Raw genomic sequence first — 23,813 nt, forward strand, 5'->3', positions numbered from 1 at the left:
ATCATATGACAGATTATGGGGTTCTGTGAAGATCCCCTCTACGTGATTCTCAGGGGTTTAATAAACGTATTAATCCTTTTTCAAGTTCTACTAATAAAAACAGGCATATTCCAAAAACCGCAATATATAACCAGTAAATTGAGTCTATCGCACTTGTTCCGAAAAGCTTTTGCATCCATGGCGCGTATGTAAAAAATATCTGGAAGATTAATATAATGCCAATAGCCACGATCACAGGAATGCTGCCGAAAAATCCTTCCCAGTTGAACACTGATCCCAAAATTCTACGGCTATTTAATAGATAAGCGATCTCTCCCATCACTAATGTATTAACGGTAATGGTGCGGGCAGTATCAATGGCAATTTGCGATTCTCGTGCCAATAAAAAAAGCCCGAAACTCCCTATTAACATCAAAAATGAAACAAACATACTACGCCAAACAAGCAAAGGCGAAAGAATGGGCTTGTCAGTTTTTCGCGGCGGTCTTTTCATCACATTTTTTTCTGCGGGTTCGAACGCCAATGACAGCGACAAAGTAATGGCCGTGATCATGTTGACCCATAGAATTTGCACTGGTGTAATAGGCAATATCCAGCCCAAGAAGATAGCTGTCATAATGACAAGCGTTTCTCCGCCGTTGGTTGGCAGAATGTAGAGAATGGTCTTTCGTAAATTATTATATATGGTACGTCCCTCTTTGATCGCAGAGATGATGGATGCAAAATTATCATCAGTAAGAATAATTTCTGCAGTTTCCTTGGCGGCTTCCGTTCCCTTTTTTCCCATTGCAATCCCAACATCAGCACGCTTTAATGCGGGCGTATCATTAATGCCGTCTCCTGTCATTGCGACAATGTGGCCTCTGTTTTGTAATGCTTCTACCAGTTTTAGCTTATGTTCGGGAGAGGTGCGAGCGTAAATATTAAATTGATCTATTATGGCTGCTAATTCATCGATAGAAAGCGCATCCAGCTCGCGGCCATCTAATGCATTTTCACAGTTTTCTATGCCGACTTGCCTGGCAACTGCTTTTGCAGTCGCCGCATGATCGCCAGTGATCATAATGACACGGATGCCTGCGGAGTGACATTCGGAAACCGCGGTAAAAGCTTCTTTACGCGGCTGATCTAGCAACCCTAGCAGTGCCAGCATGGTTAATCCGCCCTCGACATCACTAAAACGCAAGTCATTTTTTTTAGCAGCTGTTAATCTCATTGCGATGCCTAGCACGCGCCTTCCTTGGTTCGCCAATAATTCAATTTCCTTACGCCAATAATTTTTATCTATAGGAACGATTTGATTGTTTGATAACTGTGAGCTGCACATGGATATAATACGCTCAGGCGCGCCTTTCACGTAAAGATAATCATTACCCATATGGTCATGATGCAAGGTTGCCATGAATTTATGCTCAGATTCGAAAGGAATGAGATCGACCAACGGGTAAGACTGTTTCTCAAAATGCAAATCTCTTTTTGCCTTTAGTCCCAGACTTAGCAATGCTCCATCGACCGGGTTGCCATGCAAATGCCACTTTTCATCCTTTCTTATTAATGCTGCGTCATTGCAAAGAATAGCAGCATTGATGATTTGTTTAAGTACAGAAAATTTGTCAGGATCAATGCTGGTTGAATCCAGCTTAAAGTCTCCAGCATCACTATAACCCGTACCAGTAACAATAAACCTATGTTCTGACGTGATGATGTCTTGTACCGCGATTTCGTTCATGGTAAGCGTTCCTGTCTTGTCGGTACAAATGACTGTAATAGAGCCTAAAGTTTCGACAGCAGGCAAACGCCTGATAATTGCATGGCGTTCAGCCATACGTGTAACACCGATAGCTAATGTAATGGTGATAATGGCTGGTAATCCTTCAGGAATGGCAGCAACAGCCAACCCAACCGCAGCCATAAACATCGTGCTCATGCCGTAATCACGAAAATATAGCCCAAATAAAAAAGTGAAGACGGCAATAATGAGAATGGCAATAGTCAGCCAGCGGGAAAATACGTTCATCTGACGCAGTAAGGGAGTAGTCATGAGCGGTAATTCAGCGAGCATTGCGCCAATACGTCCAACCTCTGTATTTTCCCCTGTTGCAACGACAATACCCATACCCTTTCCATAAGTAACCAGGGTGCCTGAATAAGCCATGCAACTTCGGCCGCCTAATTCCGCGTGAACAGGGATAGGTGAAATTGATTTCTCGACAGGAAGAGATTCGCCAGTAAGAATATCTTCCTGAATTTGTAAGTTTTTACTATCAAGCACACGTAAATCAGCGGGAACCTTATTACCCGATTTTAATAATACAATATCGCCAGGGACAAGTGATTCTGCCGGTATAATCATTCGTTCACCATCACGGATGACGGTTGCTTTCAGGGATAGCATATGCCGAATGGCATCTAACGCTCTTTCCGCCTTTCCTTCTTGAATCACACCAATTACAGCATTAATGATGACGACACCTAAAATGACACTCATATCAATCCAGTGTTTAAGCATCAACGCCGCAAAAGCTGAAGCCATCAGAACGTAAATCAGAATATGATTGAATTGTGCAAAAAACCGAATAATAAGGTTGTTTTTTTTCGGCGGTTTAAGTACGTTCAACCCATAAATTTCCAGACGGTTTTTAGCCGCATCAATACTTAATCCATCGGATTGTGTATTGAGTATGTTAAATACTTCATGAATAGTAAAAGCATGCCAGGCATATTGAGACGGACTCTGCGCGGGCATCATTTTTTCACCATTCATCGCACAACAAGCATCGAGCAAGGGGCATAACGGAGAATCTTTTCAACAGTACTGCCAATCAATACATGATGCAGCAAACTGTGGCCTTTCGCTCCTATGACAATCAAGTCGTAATCAAAATCTTCAGCATGATCAAGAATCACGTTTGCTGATGCTCCCCACTGGAAATGGATTTCGGTTTTAATTTTGCTTAAATCAAAAGCATCAAGAAATTTCTTCATTTTATCAGTATCTTCCAGTTTAAGTTTATCTTCTTCCTGTCTTATTGTTCTTTCCGTCATGCCAAAAGCTGGTAAGTAACCAGGAATAGCATGAATGATGCAGAGTTTCGCTGAAAATCGCTTAGACAAATCGATAGCAAATTCAAGCGCTTTTGCTGATGACGGTGAGCCGTCGATACCGCATAATATTTTGGATATTTTAGCTCGTTGACAAATCCAAACGGATCTGGTGGAAAAGCGGACAACAGATTCAACCGCGGTACCTGATTTATAACGGCTTGACTCTTCTGTTATCTTGCCGCCCATGAGAATTAGGTTTGCTTTTATTTTATGAGATACATCAAGAATGATGTCAGCGGGATTGCCTGCTTTGACATATAGGTTTTTTTTATTTCCGTTTGAATATTTATTGCACCATGATTCTAATCGTTGTGCCGCTTCTTTTTGGTATGCACCAGAGTTTACCCAGTCCTTCCAGAAAGATTCAACAACATGAATCCAAGACACATTATTTTGATATTTTCTTTGAAGAAGCTTTAATGTTTTTAAAGCGATTTTCGATCCTAGTGAAAAATCAGTTGCAAAAAGAATATTAAGTCTTTCTCTCATGGAATATTTCCTTTTCCATAAAAATCCTCATGGATAATTTTCATTATAAAGCAAGTGATTTAGTATCCACCAGCATCAGCATCATAGTAATAAGGCCTATGGTAATGCGAATGATGATTATAATAAGGCCTCTTATAATAGTAATGATAACGCGGGTAATATGGCTGATAATAATACCGTCGTGGGTAATATCCATGATAGTAGTATTGTTCATCCATGGATCTGCCTATGGAATTGCCAATAAGTGCACCGCTGATGGCGCCCGCACCTATGGCCAGCGCTTGGCCCGAGCCGGCTCCAATCGTGCTGCCTATCAGACCGCCCGCAAGCGCGCCAGAAAAAGTACCCACATCTTCATTTTGGGTATAGGGATTGCAACCTGTCATCAAAAGAGACAGGCTGGAAAGAAACAGAACACGAATAACTTGTAACATGGCTCCCCCAAAGTTTACACCGCCGTGGCGAAGATAAAGCTGGCAAGGCCTTTGTACCGGCCAGGCAAATCAATTGCGCGGGCGGTTTGAATCGAGATGGGAATGATTATACCATGATGTCTGGCTATAAATCCTGCATCATATCAATATAGCAGGTAAATCAGAAAAAACGAGGACGGGCATAGTTCGATGAACACTCTCGAAAAGCGAACAATATTATGTTCGCGCGCCGCATCTAAAACGCTTTACGATAAGAATCGTGACTAGACAGATCAAACGATGCGTGTTCTTCCCGTTTCTTGTTTATGCTCATTTCATTGAGAATCGACAAGCGGCTCAGATTTCTATTAATACTATTCAATGATTCCAGCAGGCGGTCAGAGATATCATTCAGGGTGGTGACTACATTATTGATGCGTTGCAAGGCTTCTTGCTGTGTTAATTCCGGATCCACAGAAGAGCGTGCACTGGTTTGTGGAGGCTGGAAAAAAACTGCCCGATTTCCCGAATATGATGAGGCAGGCTGGACAGAAACGGGCTCATCGCGCGGAGCGGCGTCACTGGATTGTTTGTCTCGAATCTCACGGGATTGAATGTCTTCTTCAAAATCCTGCAAGAGAGAATCATCTGCCGGTTCTGGCGGGTTTAATTCATCTTCCCATTCTTGAAGTTTCTTATGAGAATCTTTGTCGAACCCCAGCTGAGCTCCTTCATTGGCAAGATTAAATTGATCATCAGGCAATCGGCCCAATTCCTGACAATGACTCAGACGGATAGCTTCCACATTCGGGATGTAACGAGGTTCGTCAGTCAGCAAGGAACCCAGATTACCAGGCAAAATGCCTAGTTCGTGCAGACTGACACGCGTAACAGGGATGGTTTCAACCCATTCTTCATCAGTAGTGACTACCGGAAGTTTCTGGAGCACTTCCGGATGACATTGCACATGTTTGACAAACTCTACAGAAATCGGCCCGCATGACACCAATCCGCCGCCGTCTTTTTTCTCAGTCTGAACCGGATCTATTGATAAGTATAAGCTGTTGAATAACGTGGAGCCCTCCAGCACTTCCAGGACTCTTTCAAGTTTCTTGTAATTGCCGGTAGGATTGAACAACAACAGGGAAATATTATCAGGATCTGTAGCATCAGGGCGGAAATTACGCCTGCATAATAATGCGCGCTGCCTGTTTCGGGTTTGGTAGTGAAGGTCTGAATGACAGCTTCGCTGGATTCGAAACGCTCTTTGAGTTCTGCCAATTGAAAAAGAAAATACGCATTCGCGTTATCATGTTCCGCAATCACATAAGGGGGTAACCGCTGGTCGTCAGCGGGCAGCAGATAGAATAAATGATCTATACTGTTAATATCATACCAGGCTTTGAAATCACGGTTATCATAAACAACAGTTCTTTCTCTGCTTGCTTCCTCGCGATGAATAAACTGGCTTTGTGCTTTGGTTAAAGAATCTGTTACAAGAGGCCGCATGATGGGGGAAACAGAAGCCCTGGTTGTTTTTCTTGATTTCGGGGTGGCCGAATCGCGTCCCAAGTCCGGCCATGCCAAGGCAAAATCCAGTTCAAAGCCTGCCACGGGCTGCGGGATCGATTTTCTGGCATTTTGCTGGTTAAATTCTTCCAGTTCGGCAATAAGATCGCGACCCTGGATTTCAAGCCGCAGCGCGGCACAAACCTGATCAAGCATCGTTTGATCAAGCTGAATGGAATGCTCTGATTCACTGTGCGTTGCTTTCACAGGTTCTTGCAAGTATTTATTGATGTTAGATTCAAGATCAGCCATCAGGCCGGAGTGGGCGGTGCGAATGATCAGTGACGGATTTTCATCAATCTCTTTCGTTTGAATAGCGAGTTTTCCCTCTAAAGCAAGCGGAAGCAGTTTTTTAAAAAACGTATCGTTATTTTCAAACGAAGCTGAGGGAGATCCGGAATGGGAACCTTTTCGCCTTAACATTCAAGCCGCCTATGTTGTTTAGAAATAACAGCTAGTCATCTAGGTATTTTATTAAATATTATACTATCTTATCATTAATGTATTATTAACATACATTCAGGATTATAACATTTTTTCCCTGTATTTTCATAAGGATAAATTTTAAGCTTTGGTCAGTTCCGGGTTGGCGGGCCCAGCAATTTGACTAGAACAGGCCACACGTTATCGAGCAAGATTGCTTGGGCTAGGGCATTGGGATGTATCCCGTCAGGCTGCATGAGATTCGGATCTTCATCCACGCCTTTCAGAAATTCCGGTATGACATGAATCGAATTGTCTTTGGCCAGGCCGCTGAAAATATCATTGAATCCCTGGGTATAAACGTGACCGTAATTGGGCGGCATACGTACGCCCAGCAGCAAAACCTGGCTTTTGGCTTGTACGGCCAATTGTATCAGTTTTAGCAAGTTGCTTTTTATGACTGTTATTTGCAGGCCACGCAAGCCGTCATTGCCGCCCATTTCTATGATTGTCACGGCGGGATGGTATTGTTTGAGCAGGCCGGGAAGACGGGACAAGCCATCGCTAGTGGTATCGCCAGAAATACTGGCATTGATTACCTGATAGGGATAATGCCTGTCAGTCAGACGTTGTTTCAGCAGGGCAACCCAGTTTTTTCCGGGTTCTATGCCATAGCCTGAACTCAGGCTGTCACCCAGAATGAGTATTGTATTTTCCGCCAGCACCGGTAAAGTAAAAATAGACAGCAGTAAGATGACAAGGATTTTTTTCATGCGACAGGAAACCTCTGCTTTTCTGAGAGTCATACATCTTAACAAACAGGTGCCTAGCGGCGATAGTGTGATTCATATTCTGAATGACGTAAATTTAAATGTCATTACAGGTGAAAGTGTTGCCATATTAGGCGCTTCCGGTTCGGGAAAAACCACCTTGCTGACTTTGCTGGCCGGACTGGATTTGCCATCCTCGGGGGAAATCTATTTCCAGGAGCAGCATCTGAACCTGTTGGATGAAGATAAACGCGCGCAAATCCGCAGAGAATCCGTGGGCTTTATTTTTCAATCCTTCCAGCTTTTACCCTCCCTGAATGCAGTGGAAAATGTCATGCTGCCATTGGAAATTCAGTATGTTGCACATCAAGAATGTAAATCCAGGGCAGTGGAATGGCTGAACCGGGTCGGGCTTGGTAATCGCCTGTATCATTATCCAGCCCAACTGTCCGGAGGCGAGCAACAACGCGTGGCCATCGCGAGGGCTTTTGTGAATCATCCCCAAATCCTCTTCGCGGATGAAATGACCGGCAATCTTGACACTCATACCGGCCAGTTGATTACTGACATTGTTTTTGAACTCAACCGGGAGCAAGGCACAACGCTGCTGCTGGTGACACATGACACGATTCTTGCCGACCGTTGCGACAGGCGCTTGTTTCTTCATGAAGGCGTGCTGCAGCCATGTTAAAGCTATTGATTTTTTCAAGCAGACAATTATGGCGCGAATGGCGGGCCGGTGAATGGTACATAGTCTGCTTTGCCTTGCTTCTTGCCGTTGCCGCCACCACATCCATGCACTTTTATACGGACAGGATTTTGAGAGGAATCGACAGGGAAAGCGCAAAATTTCTTGGCGGCGATCTTGTGATCAGCAGTTCGGCGCCCATCTCCGAATCCTGGGAGCAGAAAGCACAGTCATTAAAGCTGCGTACAGCGCAAGTATGGTCTTACCCTTCAGTCGTCAGCGTGAATAACCGCCTGCAATTGGTCAATCTGCAAGCTGTTTCAGACCGCTATCCCATACTGGACAGCCAGCCGCTGGCATTAAAACACGGCAGTGTATGGGCTGAAGGGCGTTTGCTGCCGCTGCTATCGGTTCAACCGAATGAGAAAATCACGCTGGGGGCGGCTGAATTCACAATACAAAAAATCCTCACCGGAGACATTGATGCCCTGACGACAGGCTGGACAATTGCGCCTCGCGTCATGATGCGGCTGGATGATGTCCCCTCAACCCGTACCGTCGTAACGGGAAGCCGGGTGGATTACCGGTTATTAATGACAGGCGACCCGTCACAATTACGGCAATTTCGCGAGTGGGTCACCCCGCGGCTGAATCCGGGGCAGGTGTTGCTTGACGTGCATAACCAGAGGTTTCCGCTTTCTGATATCCTGGAACGCACGAAAAATTATCTGCAACTCATTCTGCTGGTCTGTCTTCTTATGAGCGGAGTCGCCATTTCACTCAGTATCCAGCAATATCTGCGCCGCCACTATGCACACATCGCCTTATGGCGCTGCTTTGGCGGACGGGAAAAGGAAATCACGGCCATATTGGCATTGCAATTATTCATGATCGCTATTGTAACGGGCGCAGCGGGTGTCGCAGCAGGTTATTTAGCCCAGGAAATGTTTGTGAGCCTGTTCCGGGATTTTATCAAATTTCCATTGCCGCCAGCAGGCTGGGCGCCGGTCATCATGGGGTTCGGGATCAGCACATTAATCCTGTTCGCATTTTCATTTCCTGTTATCAGCCAGCTGCCCAAGACATCGCCATTATTCATCTGGCGCAATGAAATAACCAATCATACCATACAATATTATCTGGTTTTTTCCATTTTTTTCCTTATGGCTCTCATTTATATTGTCTGGTCCATGGAATTTTCCATGCTGGCTATTTATTATTTTCTCGGGTTCTTTCTTTCTCTCATTTTCATGTACGCGATCGGTCAGCTTATTCTGCGTCTGATCGCCGCGGTACTTCCCTATCTGGATGGGACACTGCGCAGCGGTCTCAATCAATTACTTCATCATCGCAGCAGTTTCATTCTGCAATTCATTGGATTTAACCTGATATTAACCGCACTGTTGACCTCCAGCCTGATTAAAACGGATATTGTCAGAAACTGGCAATCGACCTTACCCGCTTCAGCACCCAATTATTTTGCATTTAACATCGCACGCACGGATATTGTTCCGCTCGGGCAGTTTTTTAAGGATCATCAAGTTCCTGTGGAAGGGATTTATCCCATGGTCAGAGGGAGGTTGATAGCGTTGAACGGTAAACCCATCATGAAAGCCGTACCTGCCGATGCGGTGAATAATAATGCGCTGCATCGTGACTTGAATCTTAGCTGGATGTGGCAATACCCGTCAGACAATAAAATTGTCAAAGGTCATTCCTGGACACTAAAGGATTATGCCAAGGCGATGGTATCTGTGGAAAAAAACCTGGCTGAAAACCTGCAGCTGCGTATTAACGATGAATTGACCTTTCAGATCGGAGAACAACAGTTTAAAGCTTCTATTGTCAATTTCCGCAGCCTGGTCTGGTCCTCAATACATCCCAACTTTTTCATGATCTTCCCGCCGGGATTGCTGGATAAATTTCCAGCGACATATATCACAAGCTTTCACCTGAAAAAAGACCAGACCATCTTCTTAAACGACCTCGCCAGATTATTTCCAAATATTACCATTATTGACATGGCCAGCCTGCTGAGCCAGATCCAGGATCTGGTAGGCAAGATTATCGCTGCCTTGCAATATCTTTTTTTCTTCGCCTTGGCGCTCGGTATATTAATCTTTATAACCAGTTTGCAATCCAGCATGGATGAGAGGAAACAAACTTACTCCTTGTTCCGCATTCTAGGCGCTGACAGAAAATATATTATGAAATGTCTCATGGTTGAGTTTTCAAGCCTGGCTTTGATTCTTATTATCACAACCATCAGTTTCTCTCTGTTGCTTGTCTATCTGCTGGAAGCGACGATTTTTAATCTCTAACTGGTCGTGGCACGTTATGAAAAAATCAATCTTAACTTATTGTAATAATGAATAATATTTATCAGTGTGCGGCATGCGCCGCACCGCCGTTCATCGTGACATGCACTATACTTCATACTAGGCAGGGTGAATGACAGGCCAACCATGAGCAAACAACCGTTCAAACCTCATCATATCAACGCGGATTCACACGATCTGAAGGGGAATGGCAAAATAGGTCGCTATATACTTCTCCCCGGGTCAGACGGCCGCGCAAAAGCTATCGCAGGTCATTTTGATAATCTGGTGATCAAGCCGCATCCGCGGGGCCATCATCTATACATCGGAACCATAGCTAATGGCAAAACCGTAATCGATGTTGCGGTCATCTCGACCGGGATGGGTTGTCCCAGCATGGAAATCATTCTTCATGAATTATATCATTTGGGCGGCAAACGGTTTTTGCGCGTCGGGACAGCGGGTTCATTGCAACCGGGCATTGTCAAAATCGGTGGCATCGTGAATGCGCAGGCATCCGTTCGTGATGAAAAAACCACAACCGATTATGAACCCATCTCCATTCCGGCTATTTCTTCGTTTGAATTCACACTAGCCATCATGGAAGCGGCAAAAAAGCTGGGAATCATTCATCAAATCCATACCGGAATGGTGCATTGCAAAAGCTCATTATATGCGCGTGAATTTGGCGCCGGCCCGGAAGGAGCAATTAATAAATCCTATATAGACTTATTAACACATTGCGGCGTGCTCGCCACTGAAATGGAAACAGCGGCATTGTTTGTTCAATCCCAGATTTATAATTATCAGCTTTTACAGCGCGGAAAAGGGCCGCAATATCGTGTTTTGTGCGGTGCGATACTTGGCATCATCAGCATGCCGCCGCATGACTTCGCCACGCCCGCGCAAGAAGCAAAAATTGAAACGGCAATGATTGGGCTTGCCCTGGAAAGCATCAAGACACTTTCAGCCAGTGAAATCCATGCATGATATCGTTGCGGCATTTATTTGAATCTGATATGAACAATCCCGCCGCTGTTGAATAGATCATAAACCCACATTTTCATGCGCAAAAACACTGGAAATGAAAGCCTGGTCTTGAGTTTTTTGAAATAGGGGATTTGATATAACACTTGTATCTGGTCAGACCATTTTTCCAGATCATTGGCGTTATCCAGGCCCCATTGTAATAACGCATTTGTCATATTTGCCTTTTCCAGCATTTGGTTGGCATATTTAAGTCCGCGAATAGAGATGGTATCAAATACCAATTCAGATTTTGAAAACATTGCTGCCATGGCGGTCAAGACGGAACGGACTTGTGTTTCGGTAAAATACATGAAAAATCCACCCGCAAAGAAAAAGATATTATCGCCATACTGTCTGACCTCATTCATCCATGAAAAATCCAGAATAGATTTTTCAAGATAATACTCACGATCAGGCGGCGGCAGCAAAGTCCTTCTCAATTCCATTACTTCTGGCAGGTCAAGATCTATCCACGTCAGCGTGCCATTATCCACTCTGTAAAACGCGGTTTCGAGACCTGCTCCCAGGTTAACAATGACTGCACGGGGATGACGCTGAAGGTATTGCTTGATAGCTTCATCAAACTGATACGCCCTGGCCATCCAGAACAGCGTAGATTGGCCAATTTGCTCATTCAGTTGCGTAAAATCATAATCAAGCCGATTGACTAGTTGAACGGCGCGCTCGTCATGTATGGGAGAATAAGGTTCCTGGCTGAATAAAGCCCTGCCGAGTAGCGGCAGTAACAATGTCTGCGGAACGCCTTTCAGGTTAACCTTGATCTTGCCAGGCATAGGCGGTCTCTGCTTTACCCTAGGGAAACACCTTGTTTATTCACCAATATCATTTCTTATGCGCCAGAACGTAATTCTGATAATACTCGTTTGCAGACAGAAATGACAATGAGGGTGTCAATTCGGTAGAAATCTGTTTCTTCTGTAGTGCAAGCGCTTTATTGGTGAAATACGCTGCATTTTCTTTGTCGTTATGGCAACGGGAAAATTCGGCCTTTACTTCCAGCCTGGCAATCTGGCAAGCCTGCCTGATATAGGGATCAGGGATGCCATTTGCATATTTGATGAGCTTATTCAGACGTTTTAACTGCGATTCTACAGGTTGATTTTTGTGAATCGCCAGAAAACTGGATGCAAGCAGAGCGCCGCATTCAGAATAAGCTGACCAGTAAATCTGCTCGTCCCGCTTGGTAATGGGTTGTATCCTTAATGCAGGGATATTCCAGTTTTGTGACACCAAAACCTGGCGCGCCCACATACGATAATACCACTGCTTATAGAGCACTGATTTATCTCTCGCTGCGGCATCTCTTATTCGGTCTACCAGTTTTTGAGCCTGCTTGAATTTGCCTTTTTTCAAATACCCGTCCTGCAGCCATTCCAGTGAATGGTATTTATTCTCAGCGTTGCACGCATAGAGAGGATAATCATTGAGCATTTTACATAATGTATCAGCTGCTGTGACAGAAATCTGGTTTGCCAAGATATAATCATCCCATAACTCAAGACGCCGGTATATGTGGGCAGCCATATGTGTAACATGTGATGAAGAGCGCATTACCGTGAGCGCAATCCTTGCCGCCGGCAATGCTTGTCCAGCAAGCTTGCGATCGGAGGTGTCGTGATAGTGCAGATAATAATGCACTACTCCCGGATGGTCTGAAAACTGAGTGAACAAGTAATCGATAAGCTTTCTCCCGGTTCTCAAATAACCAGGGCTGGATGGATCATCTGGAAAATCAGAAGCAAGACCCAATTGAGAAAGCGCATAAAATGCACCAACATTAGGATCCTTTGGATAATGCTCATAAAATACTTTCATCGCTGAATAATACGCGCGATCTCTGTCCAGCAACGACTGATCAGAGAATAGCTTCTTGACGGAGTCCAAATAATATTTTTCTTTTTCTGTTAAACTCCGCTGATCCTTGTGCTGTTCATACCTGGAGAGGACCGCTTGTCCGGCAGCCAGGTTTTCAAAATTCCAGATAGGATGCTTGTTAGCCATTGCTTCACCCCAATAACTCATGGCAAACCCTGGATCGAGCTTCTCAGCGGCCTGGAATTGCCGAATGGCAAGATCGTACATGAATGCGTGCAAAAAAGCCGCTCCGAGTAAAAAGTGCTCTTTCGCCGCCGCATTTTTTGTGGTCACATCAAAGCGCACATCTCCTAATATAATGGATTTTCTTAGCGACTGAATGTCCATTTCCTGTGGTTGTGCCGCATAGACTACAGGACAGACGATAATGGACAAGCAAAAGATGAACAAGAGGAAGTTACGCATGTTATCACCTGCAACCGCGCTTAATTAAATAATGTGGATGTGAGCTTACCGCATCCAACCAGATTTTTGAAGCGATATTGATCCATCGACATTTAAAGCGGCAATATAGACAACTAATCCGCGAAGTTCTGATCAACATGATACTCAGGTGAGTTATCAAAAGTATTATTGTACAGATAAAATAACAACCCCACGATTAAATTCAATAACATCATCAACGCAAGCAACTCACAGATGACAGTGTAAGCATGAAGAATGTCAGTCTTGCTTGCGGCGCTCATCGTAATACCTTGCGGCGACACCAACCACTCAAACCCTCCAACCGCGGAAACAATTCCCAAACCGATAGAAAATTGCTGAATAATTGATCCGATATTGCTGGCATTTGCCATTTGATCATCATCAAGCGTCAGGTACAAGACAGAATTCATGGAGGTATACAAAATTGACATCGAAAATCCCAGCAGGGCGCACACCAGCCATAAAACACCATTATTAATCAGGTAATCCAGCGGGGAAATCAACAACATGGAGGCGGAAGTCATGACAGCAGAAATGAGAACTGATTTTCTGACGCCGAATTGATTGAGAAGGGGAGAGAGACATTTGGCTATCATGCCTGCCAATGCCACGATAGCAAGATACAAGCCGGCCTGAATGACTGAATAACCATACGCCTGCTGCAAAATGATGCTGAGTAAAACAGGAATGCCGCACATCGCCGTCCTTGCTATCACATTGATTATAGATCCAAAAGAAAAATTTCGGTTCGTGAAAACCCTCAAATTCAGAATCGATATTGTGCGACGAGGTTCGGGTATCGTTTGCCTAAAAGTCCAGAGCAGGACATACCCGACGCCAAACGCCAACCCGGCCAGCACCAGAATGAAATAAACCCGGCTCATGGAGTGAGAAAGCATTTCAAATCCAGCGGAAATGACCACAAGAAATAAAGACATGAGCACAAACCCTGCCAAATCAAACGGGGTTTTACTGATTTCTTGTTTTGAATAATGAGTATTCCCTGATTTATTCATGAATAATATGGCGGACATGAGCAGACAAATTGGAACGTTTACAAGAAAAGCCATCCGCCACGAGGCATAAAATGAAAAAACAGCTCCCACAAACGGCCCAATGGCTGTGCCAAGCAAAGCCGGGACGTTGATTATTCCCATTGTGCTGACAATATCGTCTTTTTCACAAATGGATAATATGGTCGTAATTGCCATGGCACCGCACACCGAAATCATTATCCCTTGAAAAAACCTGAATAGGGAAAATGAATACAATCCGGGGGCAATACCACAAAGCAATGAAAAAAATGAAAAGAATACAAGCGTATAAATGATGACATTTATTCGGTTGCATCGATTGGAAAGCCATGAAACAACGGGCACAAATAGGCAAGTGCCAATGATATAACTCAGTACCGGCAATGACATACTGGATGAGCTGATGTCAAAATCGCGGGCTATTGGCACAATACTGGAATAGAGTATCGTAGTATCTAGTAATTCAATAAACAAGATAATGGAAGTAATCCATATCAATGTGTTCTTCATGCTGTTATCCTGTCCAGGATAGTCGCATGCCATGTCAGATGCCGAATAAATTCTCTGGTGATTCCTGATAAATTCCGGCCGCTTTGATAATAATTAACGCCCATGATGGTTGAAAATATGTTTATTACACTTTCTATATTTGGCAAGGACATTTTATGCAGCCTGCCTAGAGCTAACAGAGGGACCAAGCCATAAGCAATATCTTCATTCACAAAACGGTGATTGAGAGTGGTGGGGGCAGTAATTTTCTTATGAACAGTCGAGTTTACACTGAAATCGTAGCTGTTAATGAAATTCGTGCCATAATATTTATTGTCATCTTCCACGCAGGGATTCAATGAGTAACCCATGGTTTCAGCAAGGCGCAGCCTCTCGCTGTCCAGCGCCTCATGAAGCAGTGATGTCCGTTTGGAAATGCCCTCACGGTAAAAAAGAAAACTTGATCCATTATCAATCAAACGTGCATTGAACAATACGGTAGCAGGATGAAAAACAGCGTTTGTTCCTGTCAGGCCCAGCTTGATCGAGTTTTCCATGATATTGAATCTGGCCGGCTTGACGCTATCAGGAAGCGGATTGATATACTGACTGTCTGCAGGAAACAATGGCGCTATGGTCAATTCTGATTTTCTTCCCAGAATAGTGACATCGTTTGATTCTCCGGCCCGGCACGCATATGGAAAGGTAGACGTGTCAAAGACTCGGAATCGATTAAATATTTCACGATGTCCTACATTTAAAAGCTGATCAAGACCACTAAATACGCCCGAGAGATTGATAAATAATTTTCTGGATTTGATCAGGCTCATGCAGCCCGTCAATTTTTTAAATAATGGAGTATGAGCATTCATGGGAGTGCAGTTGTAAATAACATCACCGAAACGCATAACTTCGGAAAAATCATGCGATACCAGATCCAGTCTGGCAGTAGTGGTTTTATTGCCATCATGCAAGACCACTTCGCCATTCTTGTCTAGTATTTTGTTGAATTTTTGAATATGCTTTGGATCAGACCAGATTGCAACCTGCGCACCTTTAATTTTCAAGTCTGCCGCAAGAGCCATCCCTCCGTGTCCACAACCCAGTATGGATACTTTTGACTTTATATGCATGATTGAACTCCATCAAATTATAGTTGACAGCATGACTGGCTTAACAAATCTGTTATCACAAGGAATTTCGCAGCATTATCATGGTTTGCTCTGACACGACAATCGAGCTTATCTTTCAAGTCAACACTTCATGATTTGTGTATATCAGAGTAAAGATTCATCTGCCTTTAAACCCAGTGAGCTGACACGAGATCAAGCTGATGCAGGCTTCATATTATTAGTGTAATTATGCATTGGCATCTCTCTATAACTGTATGGTTTGATGATTACTGCCAGATTAAACCATAGCTGATCAAAAAATGAGAAGGTTATATTAAAGAATATTAATACGAATTGTGCGTATCTTAATAATAAGACGTAATTAATGCAAGTTTTTTATTGTGCGTATAATGACGCCAACGCGCTAGATGGCGTTATAGTTTATATTGATTGTCACGTATTTTATTCAAGCAATAAATTTCAAGCAATAAATGACCTCCTTCTATATACACATTGACTGACACTGCTCAATGAGCATCCGCGACACGACAGGTTTACATTACGACGTATCTGAATATAATAAAAACCCGTTATTGACAACTCTTTCAGGTAATGCTCATGAGCGATAATCAATTCGATCCTTACATTAAGATGTGCCCGTCACGCGCTGTTATCAAAGTTGTATGTGATAAGTGGACCATTCTAATCATTAATCTTCTTTCAACAAAAACCTGCCGTTTTGGCGAGTTAAAGCGGAGAATTGAAGGAATTTCGCAAAAAGTGCTTTCACAAACGTTACAGAAATTGCAACGATACGGATTTGTGTCACGGCAATCCTATCCTATACTTCCTATGAAAGTTGAATATGAGTTGACTGCTCTTGGAAAATCATTAAGTTTGCAACTTCGTACATTGACTGAGTGGACATTGGAAAACATGCCGGAGATCATGAAGGCAGAAAGAAAATTCATCGAGAAAAATTAATAGCCAATCAATTACTTCGCCAACATACAGACTATTTAATTCTATTTTTTCTCAAACCATTTGATTAATGTTTCCTCTCCTAATTTGTCATGTATATACTCCAAATAGCGTCTCAGATTGATCTCGAAATTCAGCGGTATCTCATCTGAAACGATTGGATCATGGTGAAAAAAATATCCATGCAGATAGTCCGCGCAGAATTTCTGGTAATCTCTTGTGAATAACAGAAAGATATGCCACATATCATCAATTTCAGCCATTTCATCATAAATCAGACAGGAGAAATGCAGCGTCTCATCATAAGGCCGCAGTGACAATTCAACCTTGTGGATACAGCATAGCCAAATGAATTTCATCAATTCTGACAGAGCCTCGCGACCGCTCATTTTTGAATCGGGATGATTTTTCGAATAGCGAGACAAGATCTTGGCATTTGTATATGAGAGCAATTCATTGATATCAGGAATCATGGCATGAGTTGAGATAAGTAACCATTTATATATAAGCATGACAGCGCATCCGGGTTAACAGACGCGCTGATTTTGCCGCCATCTAACCGACGCACGTGCCTGGTCCACACCAGCATTTTCGTTTCATTTTCAGCTTTCTTTTCACAATCCTGTTTATGATCTGATATTTCATTTTGACCTCCAGTGTGATGCATTTTTATTGCATGTTGAATATATTAATCCTGAATAACTTAGTCAATTAGTTACCTTGAGGTAACCAGGAGCTGAATATGAGCGACTCGCGCTGGAGTAATTACTATCAAATGACCCGTCAACGCACAAGACCAAGAAAAGCCTTGTTAATCGCACTGGATCAATTTAAAAATGAATCAGGTTTTCTTCCTAGTCAGGCCATTGATCTGGGGTGTGGCAGCGGCTCGGATTCGCTTTATCTGTTGCGGTCCGGATGGCGCGTGACCGCAATGGATTCAAGCACTGATTCAATGCTTGCATTAATATCCAGCCTGCCACTGAGTCTGTCCGAAAAGCTGTTGATCAAGCTATGTAAATTTGAAGGATTAAGCTTTCTGCCGCAAGTGCATTTTGTGAATGCAAGTTTCAGTCTTCCCTTCTTAGATAAGAGTGAATTTTATTTGTTTTGGCCTAAAATCATTAACTCCATTTCATCTGGCGGGCGCTTCGCTGGAAGCTTCTTTGGAAGCCGAGATGATTGGCATAAACGAGATAACATGACTTTTCTGTCTTATGCGGACATTTTAAATTTGTTTAGCAAACTGGAAATCGAATATTTTGAAGAAGAAGAACCCAATGAAGCGGGCGCCCTGGACAAACCAAAGCACTGGCATAAATATCATATTGTCGCAAAAAAAGCGTAAAATATGAACTCCGTGTATGAATCAAATTCAAAAAAAGATTTGTGATGATATTTGAAATAATCATCCTGCCGTCATATAAATTTCCACATCTGATTAATTTATGTCAAACACAAGCGGCAGCTTTTCAAATCCCGAAAAAGCCAGGCTATGATGTTTTCGAACCGGCTTATCATCGTCCGCGAATCTCAGATTGGTAAAAGTTCTGATCATGCAACGAAGACAATTTATCATTTCAAGTTGAGCAAGCTTAGCGCCAATACAATAGTGCGAACCAAAACCATAGCTGATATGTTTGTTATTCTTTCTTGAAAGCAGGCATAAATCAGGATTATCAAAAGCTCGATGGTCCCGATTAGCCGCATGCGTCGATATGAAGATGACATCACCTGCTTTGATGCGCTGCGTCCCGATTAAGGTATCAATTTTGGCGACACGGAAAATAAATGATACAGCCGGATCCAATCTGTTTAACTCATTGATCGCTAAATCCAGTTGAATATGGTCAGATTGCAATGATTCCAGTCCGCCAGGTGTAATCATTATCGTATAGATATTATTACAAAATTGATCGGTTGTCGTAACCTGGCCAGCCACCAGCATCATGATAGCCTGTGAAATAATTTCATCGTCAGAAAGTTGAAATGCCTTTTGATTGGCGAGCAATATGCTTAAAAAATCATTTTTTGGCTCTCTGCGGCGTTGAATGATCAAATCAATAAAATAATTTCGCAGATTTTTTGCACTTTCATTGACTTTCACGCCATCCTCATTCCGATATTGAGAAGAACCGCCAAAAAACTGTGTCATATTGTTAGACCATTCATAGAACAAATTCCGCTCATCTTCAGGAATATGAAAAAAGTCGGCCAGTATTGTTGAAGGCACTACCTTGGCAAGGTCTTCCACCACATCCATACGGCCTTTTTCAATGCATATCCTGATCTGTTTCTCAATAGTCTTCTGAACCAAGGGTTCCAATTCATGCAGGGTGCGGTTTGTGAACCCATCGTAACAAATACGTCTTCTGACAGTATGCTGAGGCGCATCACTCATTACCATCATTTTACTGATAACAGAAAAAAAATCCATGATGACATCCGGGCCGATATTCGGCATCTGGCTGATAAAAAATGGAGAACGGTCGCAAGTATAATCATTACTGATCAGTATGGATTTCGCATACTCATGCGACGTCACAACCCAGAACTTATCTTTTTCCCACCAGAACACATCCCCCATTTGCCTCAAATAATGGCCGAATTGTTCAGGTGTATGTTGCATTTTTATATCAAGCAAAGTCATCTTTCTCATTTTGTCCTCACACCACTTGTATTCTTCGCAGGTGTCGCGGAGCTTCCTTGATATACGGCCGTCGCGCATGCAAGAGCGTATAATTGTCAGCGATAAGAAAGTCATCCTCACACCATTGATGTGTGTAACAATTCGAATCAAGGTGGCAGCGGCGCGACATTTCTTCAATAAATCGGCTGGATTCAGCTGCGTCAAGCTGATTGACGCTAACATGAACAGGGTTTAGCATGGTATCAGGAACAGGTTCTGCGAACCGCAATATTTTCTGACCGTCATCCGGGTGATAATCGACGAGCGGAACTGAAATGCATCCTCCATAATGAGCGAGTTTTTCAGTATGGTAAGTCAATGCCAACGACTCCCATTCATGCCGCTCTTCTCTAGATGCCGAGGCATAGATGTTCTGTGTGTTAGTAAAAATGGTCTCACCGCCGCAGCCGGGCAATGGTGCCTGCACACAATAAAAAAGCAGATACCGAGGTACCTTATGAAACGCACCGTCCCAATGAAATGGAACATGTCCATTTGTGAACAAGTAATTCTTTGGATTGACGTGTTCCTGCATTTCCATGACAGTACCAAATTCCCATTCCAGAAGATTTCCCATTGATTTAGCATAATCAATCATGGTATTTATGTTTTCCAGTTTTGATTTCCTGAATACAACAAGGTGATATTTCTTCACCAACTCACATAATTCGGAGCCGGACAAGACTTGCTGGAGCGGGCTGCCTTCTCCTGAGAATATATCAAGACCAAATGGTTTTAATTGACTGATCGTTAAAGACATGTGATTGACCTATGCGACATAATGACTAAATCGGTTATTCGAATAAACAGCCCTGGCACCCAGGTTTTCCGCTTCAATCCTTCTCATCAAAACATATTCAGCCCCGTTATAGATAGCAACACGGTGCCAGGGAGTAGCCCAATGATCGGTGCTTTTCAGCAACATGATACCCAACTTTTTTGAGCCGCAAGATTGTGGATGGATAGAAAGTCTGATCGAGTCAGGGAATTGCTTTTCAACAAACCGGCTCCATGCATTGCTGCGCTGAATGACCTTATAGGCTGTTTCTTTAGCTGATTTGCGTAATTCATTCTTAGATGAATACTGCATGACCGCCGACTGATCTTCAAAGATAAATCGATGTATGCCATTAAATATGTTTTTTTCGTGATGATTTGCCTTAACTTTTCCTTTAATCAGATCAACAATCTCTCCATATTCATCCACCAATTGTTCGCGTACGCTTACAAAATCTGTGGATTGGTAATGATCTTCCAGACTATAGGTAGTAAGGTTAGATAAATTATCATTATATATAATCCTGGAAATTTCATTTGTGTAAATTGAAACATTAGCATCACTAACTAACACCAGGTCATTAAACACTCTGCCGTCAGAACAGATAATAATTTTTGCGCCCGGCGCATGAAACCGCGTCATCTCGTTACATAAATTATTCAAGAATTTCAGTGACAGACGCTCTCCCATATCCGGATAAGGCCCGACTGTTTTATTGAAATTCGATGATTTTGCCGGAAACGCAGGAAGCACAAAAGAGATTTGACGGCTTTCCATAATACGTTTTTGGATCAGATTGACATGCCCATAGAAACACTGCGCGTGATGAGCATGCCCACATGAATCAGTCGAATCCGTAAGGCGCAAGTATGGCAACAACAAGCCAAATATGTTTTCTGCTATTTTACGCGAATCTTCATTGAATCTCGGCATTTTTATCACCTTTCATCTTGCTGCGAAATAAACATAGTGCAGTTCATATGATATGTAAAATATTTATATAATATAGTTACCATAATTATTATCTATATTTAACAATTCTTGACACGCGCAATACGTCTACCCATAAGAAAGTTCAATCGCATTGCCGACCACGCGCATGTTTAGGGATGAATGGTATTTATAAGGAAAGCGATAATTTCTTGCTTGCATAAGACCAGCGTCGATACAATATTACCGTTCCAAGAATGACGCCGCATATCCAACCCAGAAGCAAACCCGCCGCATTCCATTTCAGGCAAAAAGTGAAGAAATATCCCAATGATATGCCAATTAAGCAAAATGAGATGCTGATTATCATGGGATAAATGACATCCCTCAGTCCGCGTAAAAGGCCGGTGAGCACAGTTCTTACCGCATCAAATAACTGATAGATGGACATCAGAAAAAAGAATAGTGCGGCAAAGCGCATGATTTCTAGGTTCTGCAAATCGGCGTTATTCAGAAAAACCCTTGACAGTTGAATTGGGAAAATGACAAACATTATTCCTGCTGCGAAACTGATTACACCGGCCTGACGCACGGCTGCCAAACCTATCGTACTGATGCCGTCAGGCTGCGGCCCATGCAAAGTCTGGCTTGTCATAATTCCAGCCGCCTGAGAAATGGCGAAAATGGGAACAAATACCAGGAATTGGTATTGCAAGATAATCTGATAAGCTGCAAGTGAGGCGATATTAATCCAACCCATAAATATCGCGCATAAAAAGAGTGATATCAACTCACACGCGATTTGCAAACTGATGGGCCACCCCATTTTTATCAGACTTAGCACCAATGTCATGTTAATCCGCTGCTTAAATGAAAACAGCTTAATTGCATGAAACTTAGAGTTGAAATAAAATATCGTGACGCTAAAGAAAAAATAGAACCAGGTTTGGATTGCATATGCAAAACCAAGTCCAGCGACACCGTATGCTTTAAAGCCGAACTCACCATATATCAGTGAATAAGCATTCACCAAAAACAGAGCCGCGCCAATGAGATTAACGTACAAATCGATTTTTTGTCTACGCATGCCATAACATAATTGCTGATTACACACACTCATAAAAAACAGGGGCACACGCCAGATGCTGGCATGAAAAAATTCCTGTACAATGAGGGCTACCTGAAGCGGCTGATTAAACCATGCAAGAACAGGAAGAATATACCAGAAGATAAACATGACAGGCAAAGCCATAAGTATCGCCAGGATCCACGCATGTCGCAGCAGCCGACCAATGCATACATGCTGACCCAGACTATAATATTTTCCTATGCTTATACTCAGCATAAAAAACAGCGATGCGGGTATAATCAGGACGACCATGTTCACAGTGTAAATGATCGCTCCCGCAGCCAGCATAGGCTGGCCCAGCTTTGCTGTCATCGCCATCGCGAGAAACCCGCACCCCATGGTCAAAAACTGTGTTATTGCTATTGGCAAAGACAATTTAACCAACATGGAAGTGAAATCTGGTCTCACGAATAATTGTTTGTCCATGAATGCCACGAAAGAATACTATCCCAGAGACAGCCTGTTCAAATTGGTTATATTGATATGCTCATCACGTTTGAGATCCATAAACGCTCCAGCGCAGTCATTTTCATGCAGCAAGAAATCAATCGCATTATATAATGAATTTTTATCTGTTAAACACGGTCTTTCATATAAACCCGATGAGGCATCTATCACTCTATCAAGCAGGTGTTCTTCATGCATAAATGAATGGCCAATACCTAACTTTTGTACATTTGCAGCACTTTGGTGCTGATCACCAAAAAAGGGAATAACAATCATTGGAACGCCGGCATCAATGGCTTCATTCACGCTATTTCCGCCGCCATGAGTTATAAAAAGATTCGATTGACTAAGGATATCCAGTTGCGGCAAGCTTTCACTCACCAGAAAATTTCTAGGTATGGTCGTGAACAGATCCGATACCTTGCGCCCGGCCGAAATAATGACCCTGTATCCATGCCGGCCGTCAAATTTTTCAACTATAGATTCCAGTATTTTTCTGACAAATCTCTGCAGCGATTGAGAATGACTCCATAAATGGGTGGTGACGACTGTGCCCAACGAAAAATAAATTATTTTTTCCTCTAAGCTTCTGACGGCGCAGGTTCGATTATTGAGTGGGCGCATGAATTGATTATTCACAAGAGATCTATTGCATGAATAATCATCTATCTCTATCAATTTCGGCCATGACCATTGTATAGTTTGATAATCGGATGCGATAAAATATCCATCTCCAAGCATCTGAATGCGCTCAAGTAGCGATATCTTGTAAGTATCTTCCAACTGATTGATGATTGGCCCATTATCGGTTATCGCTTGCGAAAACAAGGGTAGGCGAGAGTCAAACGGACCCATTACGCCGGTAACAGAACAAATTGCTGGGATACCAAGGATTTGACCCGCGATATATCCTTCCAGCGAAAACGTGTCGTAAATAATATACATGTGGTCTTCGCATGCCTTGATGACGCGCTCAATCAGGTTTGTGACTCTTGGAAAAGTAAAGTAAAATGGCGCAGGTCTCTGAAAAATCCCGCCATCCATTTCTATCAAGGTCATTCGGCTGATGTCAAACTTTTTCCTTTCTAGGTCTGAAAG

Annotated in this window: 21 protein-coding genes; 5 read left to right on the top strand and 16 right to left on the bottom strand. The window is 43.0% G+C overall.

The window, feature by feature from the left end; all coding sequences use genetic code 11:
- Positions 1–49: 49 nt before the first annotated feature.
- From AQULUS_RS12135 to AQULUS_RS12160, 6 genes are all read right to left on the bottom strand, one after another.
- Positions 50–2,764 carry a cation-transporting P-type ATPase gene (locus AQULUS_RS12135; RefSeq protein ID WP_197737350.1) on the bottom strand — a complete coding sequence of 905 codons (2,715 nt, stop codon included), beginning with the start codon at positions 2,762–2,764 and terminating at the stop codon, positions 50–52.
- Positions 2,761–3,594, bottom strand: a complete 834-nt coding sequence (locus AQULUS_RS12140) for a universal stress protein (RefSeq protein WP_148340533.1) — start codon at positions 3,592–3,594, stop codon at positions 2,761–2,763. Before AQULUS_RS12140 ends, AQULUS_RS12135 begins: the two co-directional genes overlap by 4 nt.
- A 59-nt stretch (positions 3,595–3,653) precedes the next feature.
- Complete coding sequence (locus AQULUS_RS12145) at positions 3,654–4,028, bottom strand: glycine zipper domain-containing protein (protein ID WP_148340534.1); 375 nt, start codon at positions 4,026–4,028, stop codon at positions 3,654–3,656.
- A gap of 235 nt (positions 4,029–4,263) precedes the next feature.
- Entirely contained in the window at positions 4,264–5,097 is an 834-nt protein-coding gene (locus AQULUS_RS12150) for a hypothetical protein (protein ID WP_148340535.1), read from the bottom strand.
- On the bottom strand, positions 5,052–5,999 hold the full coding sequence (locus tag AQULUS_RS12155; RefSeq protein WP_148340536.1) for a hypothetical protein: 948 nt from the start codon (positions 5,997–5,999) through the stop codon (positions 5,052–5,054). The genes AQULUS_RS12150 and AQULUS_RS12155 overlap by 46 nt, the downstream gene beginning before the upstream one ends.
- Positions 6,000–6,151: 152 nt before the next feature.
- Positions 6,152–6,772: an arylesterase gene (locus AQULUS_RS12160; RefSeq protein ID WP_148340537.1), complete on the bottom strand. Its 621-nt coding sequence runs from the start codon at positions 6,770–6,772 to the stop codon at positions 6,152–6,154.
- Between AQULUS_RS12160 and AQULUS_RS12165 the strand changes: the two genes are divergently transcribed.
- From AQULUS_RS12165 to AQULUS_RS12175, 3 genes are all read left to right on the top strand, one after another.
- Entirely contained in the window at positions 6,771–7,460 is a 690-nt protein-coding gene (locus AQULUS_RS12165; RefSeq protein ID WP_148340538.1) for an ABC transporter ATP-binding protein, read from the top strand. The two genes, AQULUS_RS12160 and AQULUS_RS12165, sit on opposite strands and share 2 nt — an antisense overlap.
- On the top strand, positions 7,454–9,778 hold the full coding sequence (locus AQULUS_RS12170; RefSeq protein ID WP_148340539.1) for an ABC transporter permease: 2,325 nt from the start codon (positions 7,454–7,456) through the stop codon (positions 9,776–9,778). The genes AQULUS_RS12165 and AQULUS_RS12170 overlap by 7 nt, the downstream gene beginning before the upstream one ends.
- A 144-nt stretch (positions 9,779–9,922) precedes the next feature.
- A complete protein-coding gene (locus AQULUS_RS12175) occupies positions 9,923–10,765 on the top strand; it encodes a nucleoside phosphorylase (RefSeq protein WP_148340540.1) in 843 nt (280 codons plus the stop codon).
- Between the two features lie 14 nt (positions 10,766–10,779).
- Here AQULUS_RS12175 and AQULUS_RS12180 read toward each other — a convergent pair whose 3' ends face one another.
- From AQULUS_RS12180 to AQULUS_RS12195, 4 genes are all read right to left on the bottom strand, one after another.
- Entirely contained in the window at positions 10,780–11,598 is an 819-nt protein-coding gene (locus tag AQULUS_RS12180) for a class I SAM-dependent methyltransferase (RefSeq protein WP_148340541.1), read from the bottom strand.
- A gap of 49 nt (positions 11,599–11,647) precedes the next feature.
- On the bottom strand, positions 11,648–13,105 hold the full coding sequence (locus tag AQULUS_RS12185) for a hypothetical protein (RefSeq protein WP_148340542.1): 1,458 nt from the start codon (positions 13,103–13,105) through the stop codon (positions 11,648–11,650).
- 113 nt (positions 13,106–13,218) lie between these two features.
- Positions 13,219–14,670, bottom strand: coding sequence for an MFS transporter (locus AQULUS_RS12190; protein WP_172622878.1), 1,452 nt, complete (start codon positions 14,668–14,670; stop codon positions 13,219–13,221).
- The gene (locus AQULUS_RS12195) at positions 14,667–15,782 is read right to left on the bottom strand and encodes an NAD/NADP-dependent octopine/nopaline dehydrogenase family protein (protein ID WP_148340544.1); all 1,116 of its coding nucleotides are present in this window, start codon (positions 15,780–15,782) and stop codon (positions 14,667–14,669) included. Before AQULUS_RS12195 ends, AQULUS_RS12190 begins: the two co-directional genes overlap by 4 nt.
- Before the next feature lie 597 nt (positions 15,783–16,379).
- Here AQULUS_RS12195 and AQULUS_RS12200 point away from each other — a divergent pair.
- Complete coding sequence (locus AQULUS_RS12200; protein ID WP_148340545.1) at positions 16,380–16,745, top strand: winged helix-turn-helix transcriptional regulator; 366 nt, start codon at positions 16,380–16,382, stop codon at positions 16,743–16,745.
- A 41-nt stretch (positions 16,746–16,786) separates the two neighbouring features.
- Here AQULUS_RS12200 and AQULUS_RS12205 read toward each other — a convergent pair whose 3' ends face one another.
- Positions 16,787–17,254, bottom strand: coding sequence for a glycine-rich domain-containing protein (locus AQULUS_RS12205; protein ID WP_232051924.1), 468 nt, complete (start codon positions 17,252–17,254; stop codon positions 16,787–16,789).
- A 230-nt stretch (positions 17,255–17,484) separates the two neighbouring features.
- On the opposite strand from AQULUS_RS12205, the gene AQULUS_RS12210 reads away from it, so the two are divergent.
- Entirely contained in the window at positions 17,485–18,090 is a 606-nt protein-coding gene (locus tag AQULUS_RS12210) for a class I SAM-dependent methyltransferase (RefSeq protein WP_148340546.1), read from the top strand.
- Positions 18,091–18,183: 93 nt separating this feature from the next.
- Here AQULUS_RS12210 and AQULUS_RS12215 read toward each other — a convergent pair whose 3' ends face one another.
- The 5 genes from AQULUS_RS12215 to AQULUS_RS12235 all read right to left on the bottom strand — a co-directional run bounded on the left by AQULUS_RS12215 (position 18,184) and on the right by AQULUS_RS12235 (position 23,660).
- Positions 18,184–19,401, bottom strand: coding sequence for a cytochrome P450 (locus AQULUS_RS12215; protein ID WP_148340547.1), 1,218 nt, complete (start codon positions 19,399–19,401; stop codon positions 18,184–18,186).
- Between the two features lie 7 nt (positions 19,402–19,408).
- Positions 19,409–20,191, bottom strand: coding sequence for a TauD/TfdA dioxygenase family protein (locus tag AQULUS_RS12220; protein WP_148340548.1), 783 nt, complete (start codon positions 20,189–20,191; stop codon positions 19,409–19,411).
- A 9-nt stretch (positions 20,192–20,200) separates the two neighbouring features.
- Complete coding sequence (locus AQULUS_RS12225; protein WP_148340549.1) at positions 20,201–21,142, bottom strand: isocyanide synthase family protein; 942 nt, start codon at positions 21,140–21,142, stop codon at positions 20,201–20,203.
- 187 nt (positions 21,143–21,329) lie between these two features.
- Entirely contained in the window at positions 21,330–22,694 is a 1,365-nt protein-coding gene (locus AQULUS_RS12230) for an MATE family efflux transporter (protein WP_148340550.1), read from the bottom strand.
- Positions 22,695–22,712: 18 nt separating this feature from the next.
- Positions 22,713–23,660, bottom strand: coding sequence for a glycosyltransferase (locus tag AQULUS_RS12235; RefSeq protein ID WP_172622879.1), 948 nt, complete (start codon positions 23,658–23,660; stop codon positions 22,713–22,715).
- Between the last annotated feature and the right edge of the window lie 153 nt (positions 23,661–23,813).

It is taken from the genome of Aquicella siphonis (genome assembly GCF_902459485.1).
In the GTDB taxonomy this organism is placed as follows: Bacteria; Pseudomonadota; Gammaproteobacteria; order DSM-16500; family DSM-16500; genus Aquicella; species Aquicella siphonis.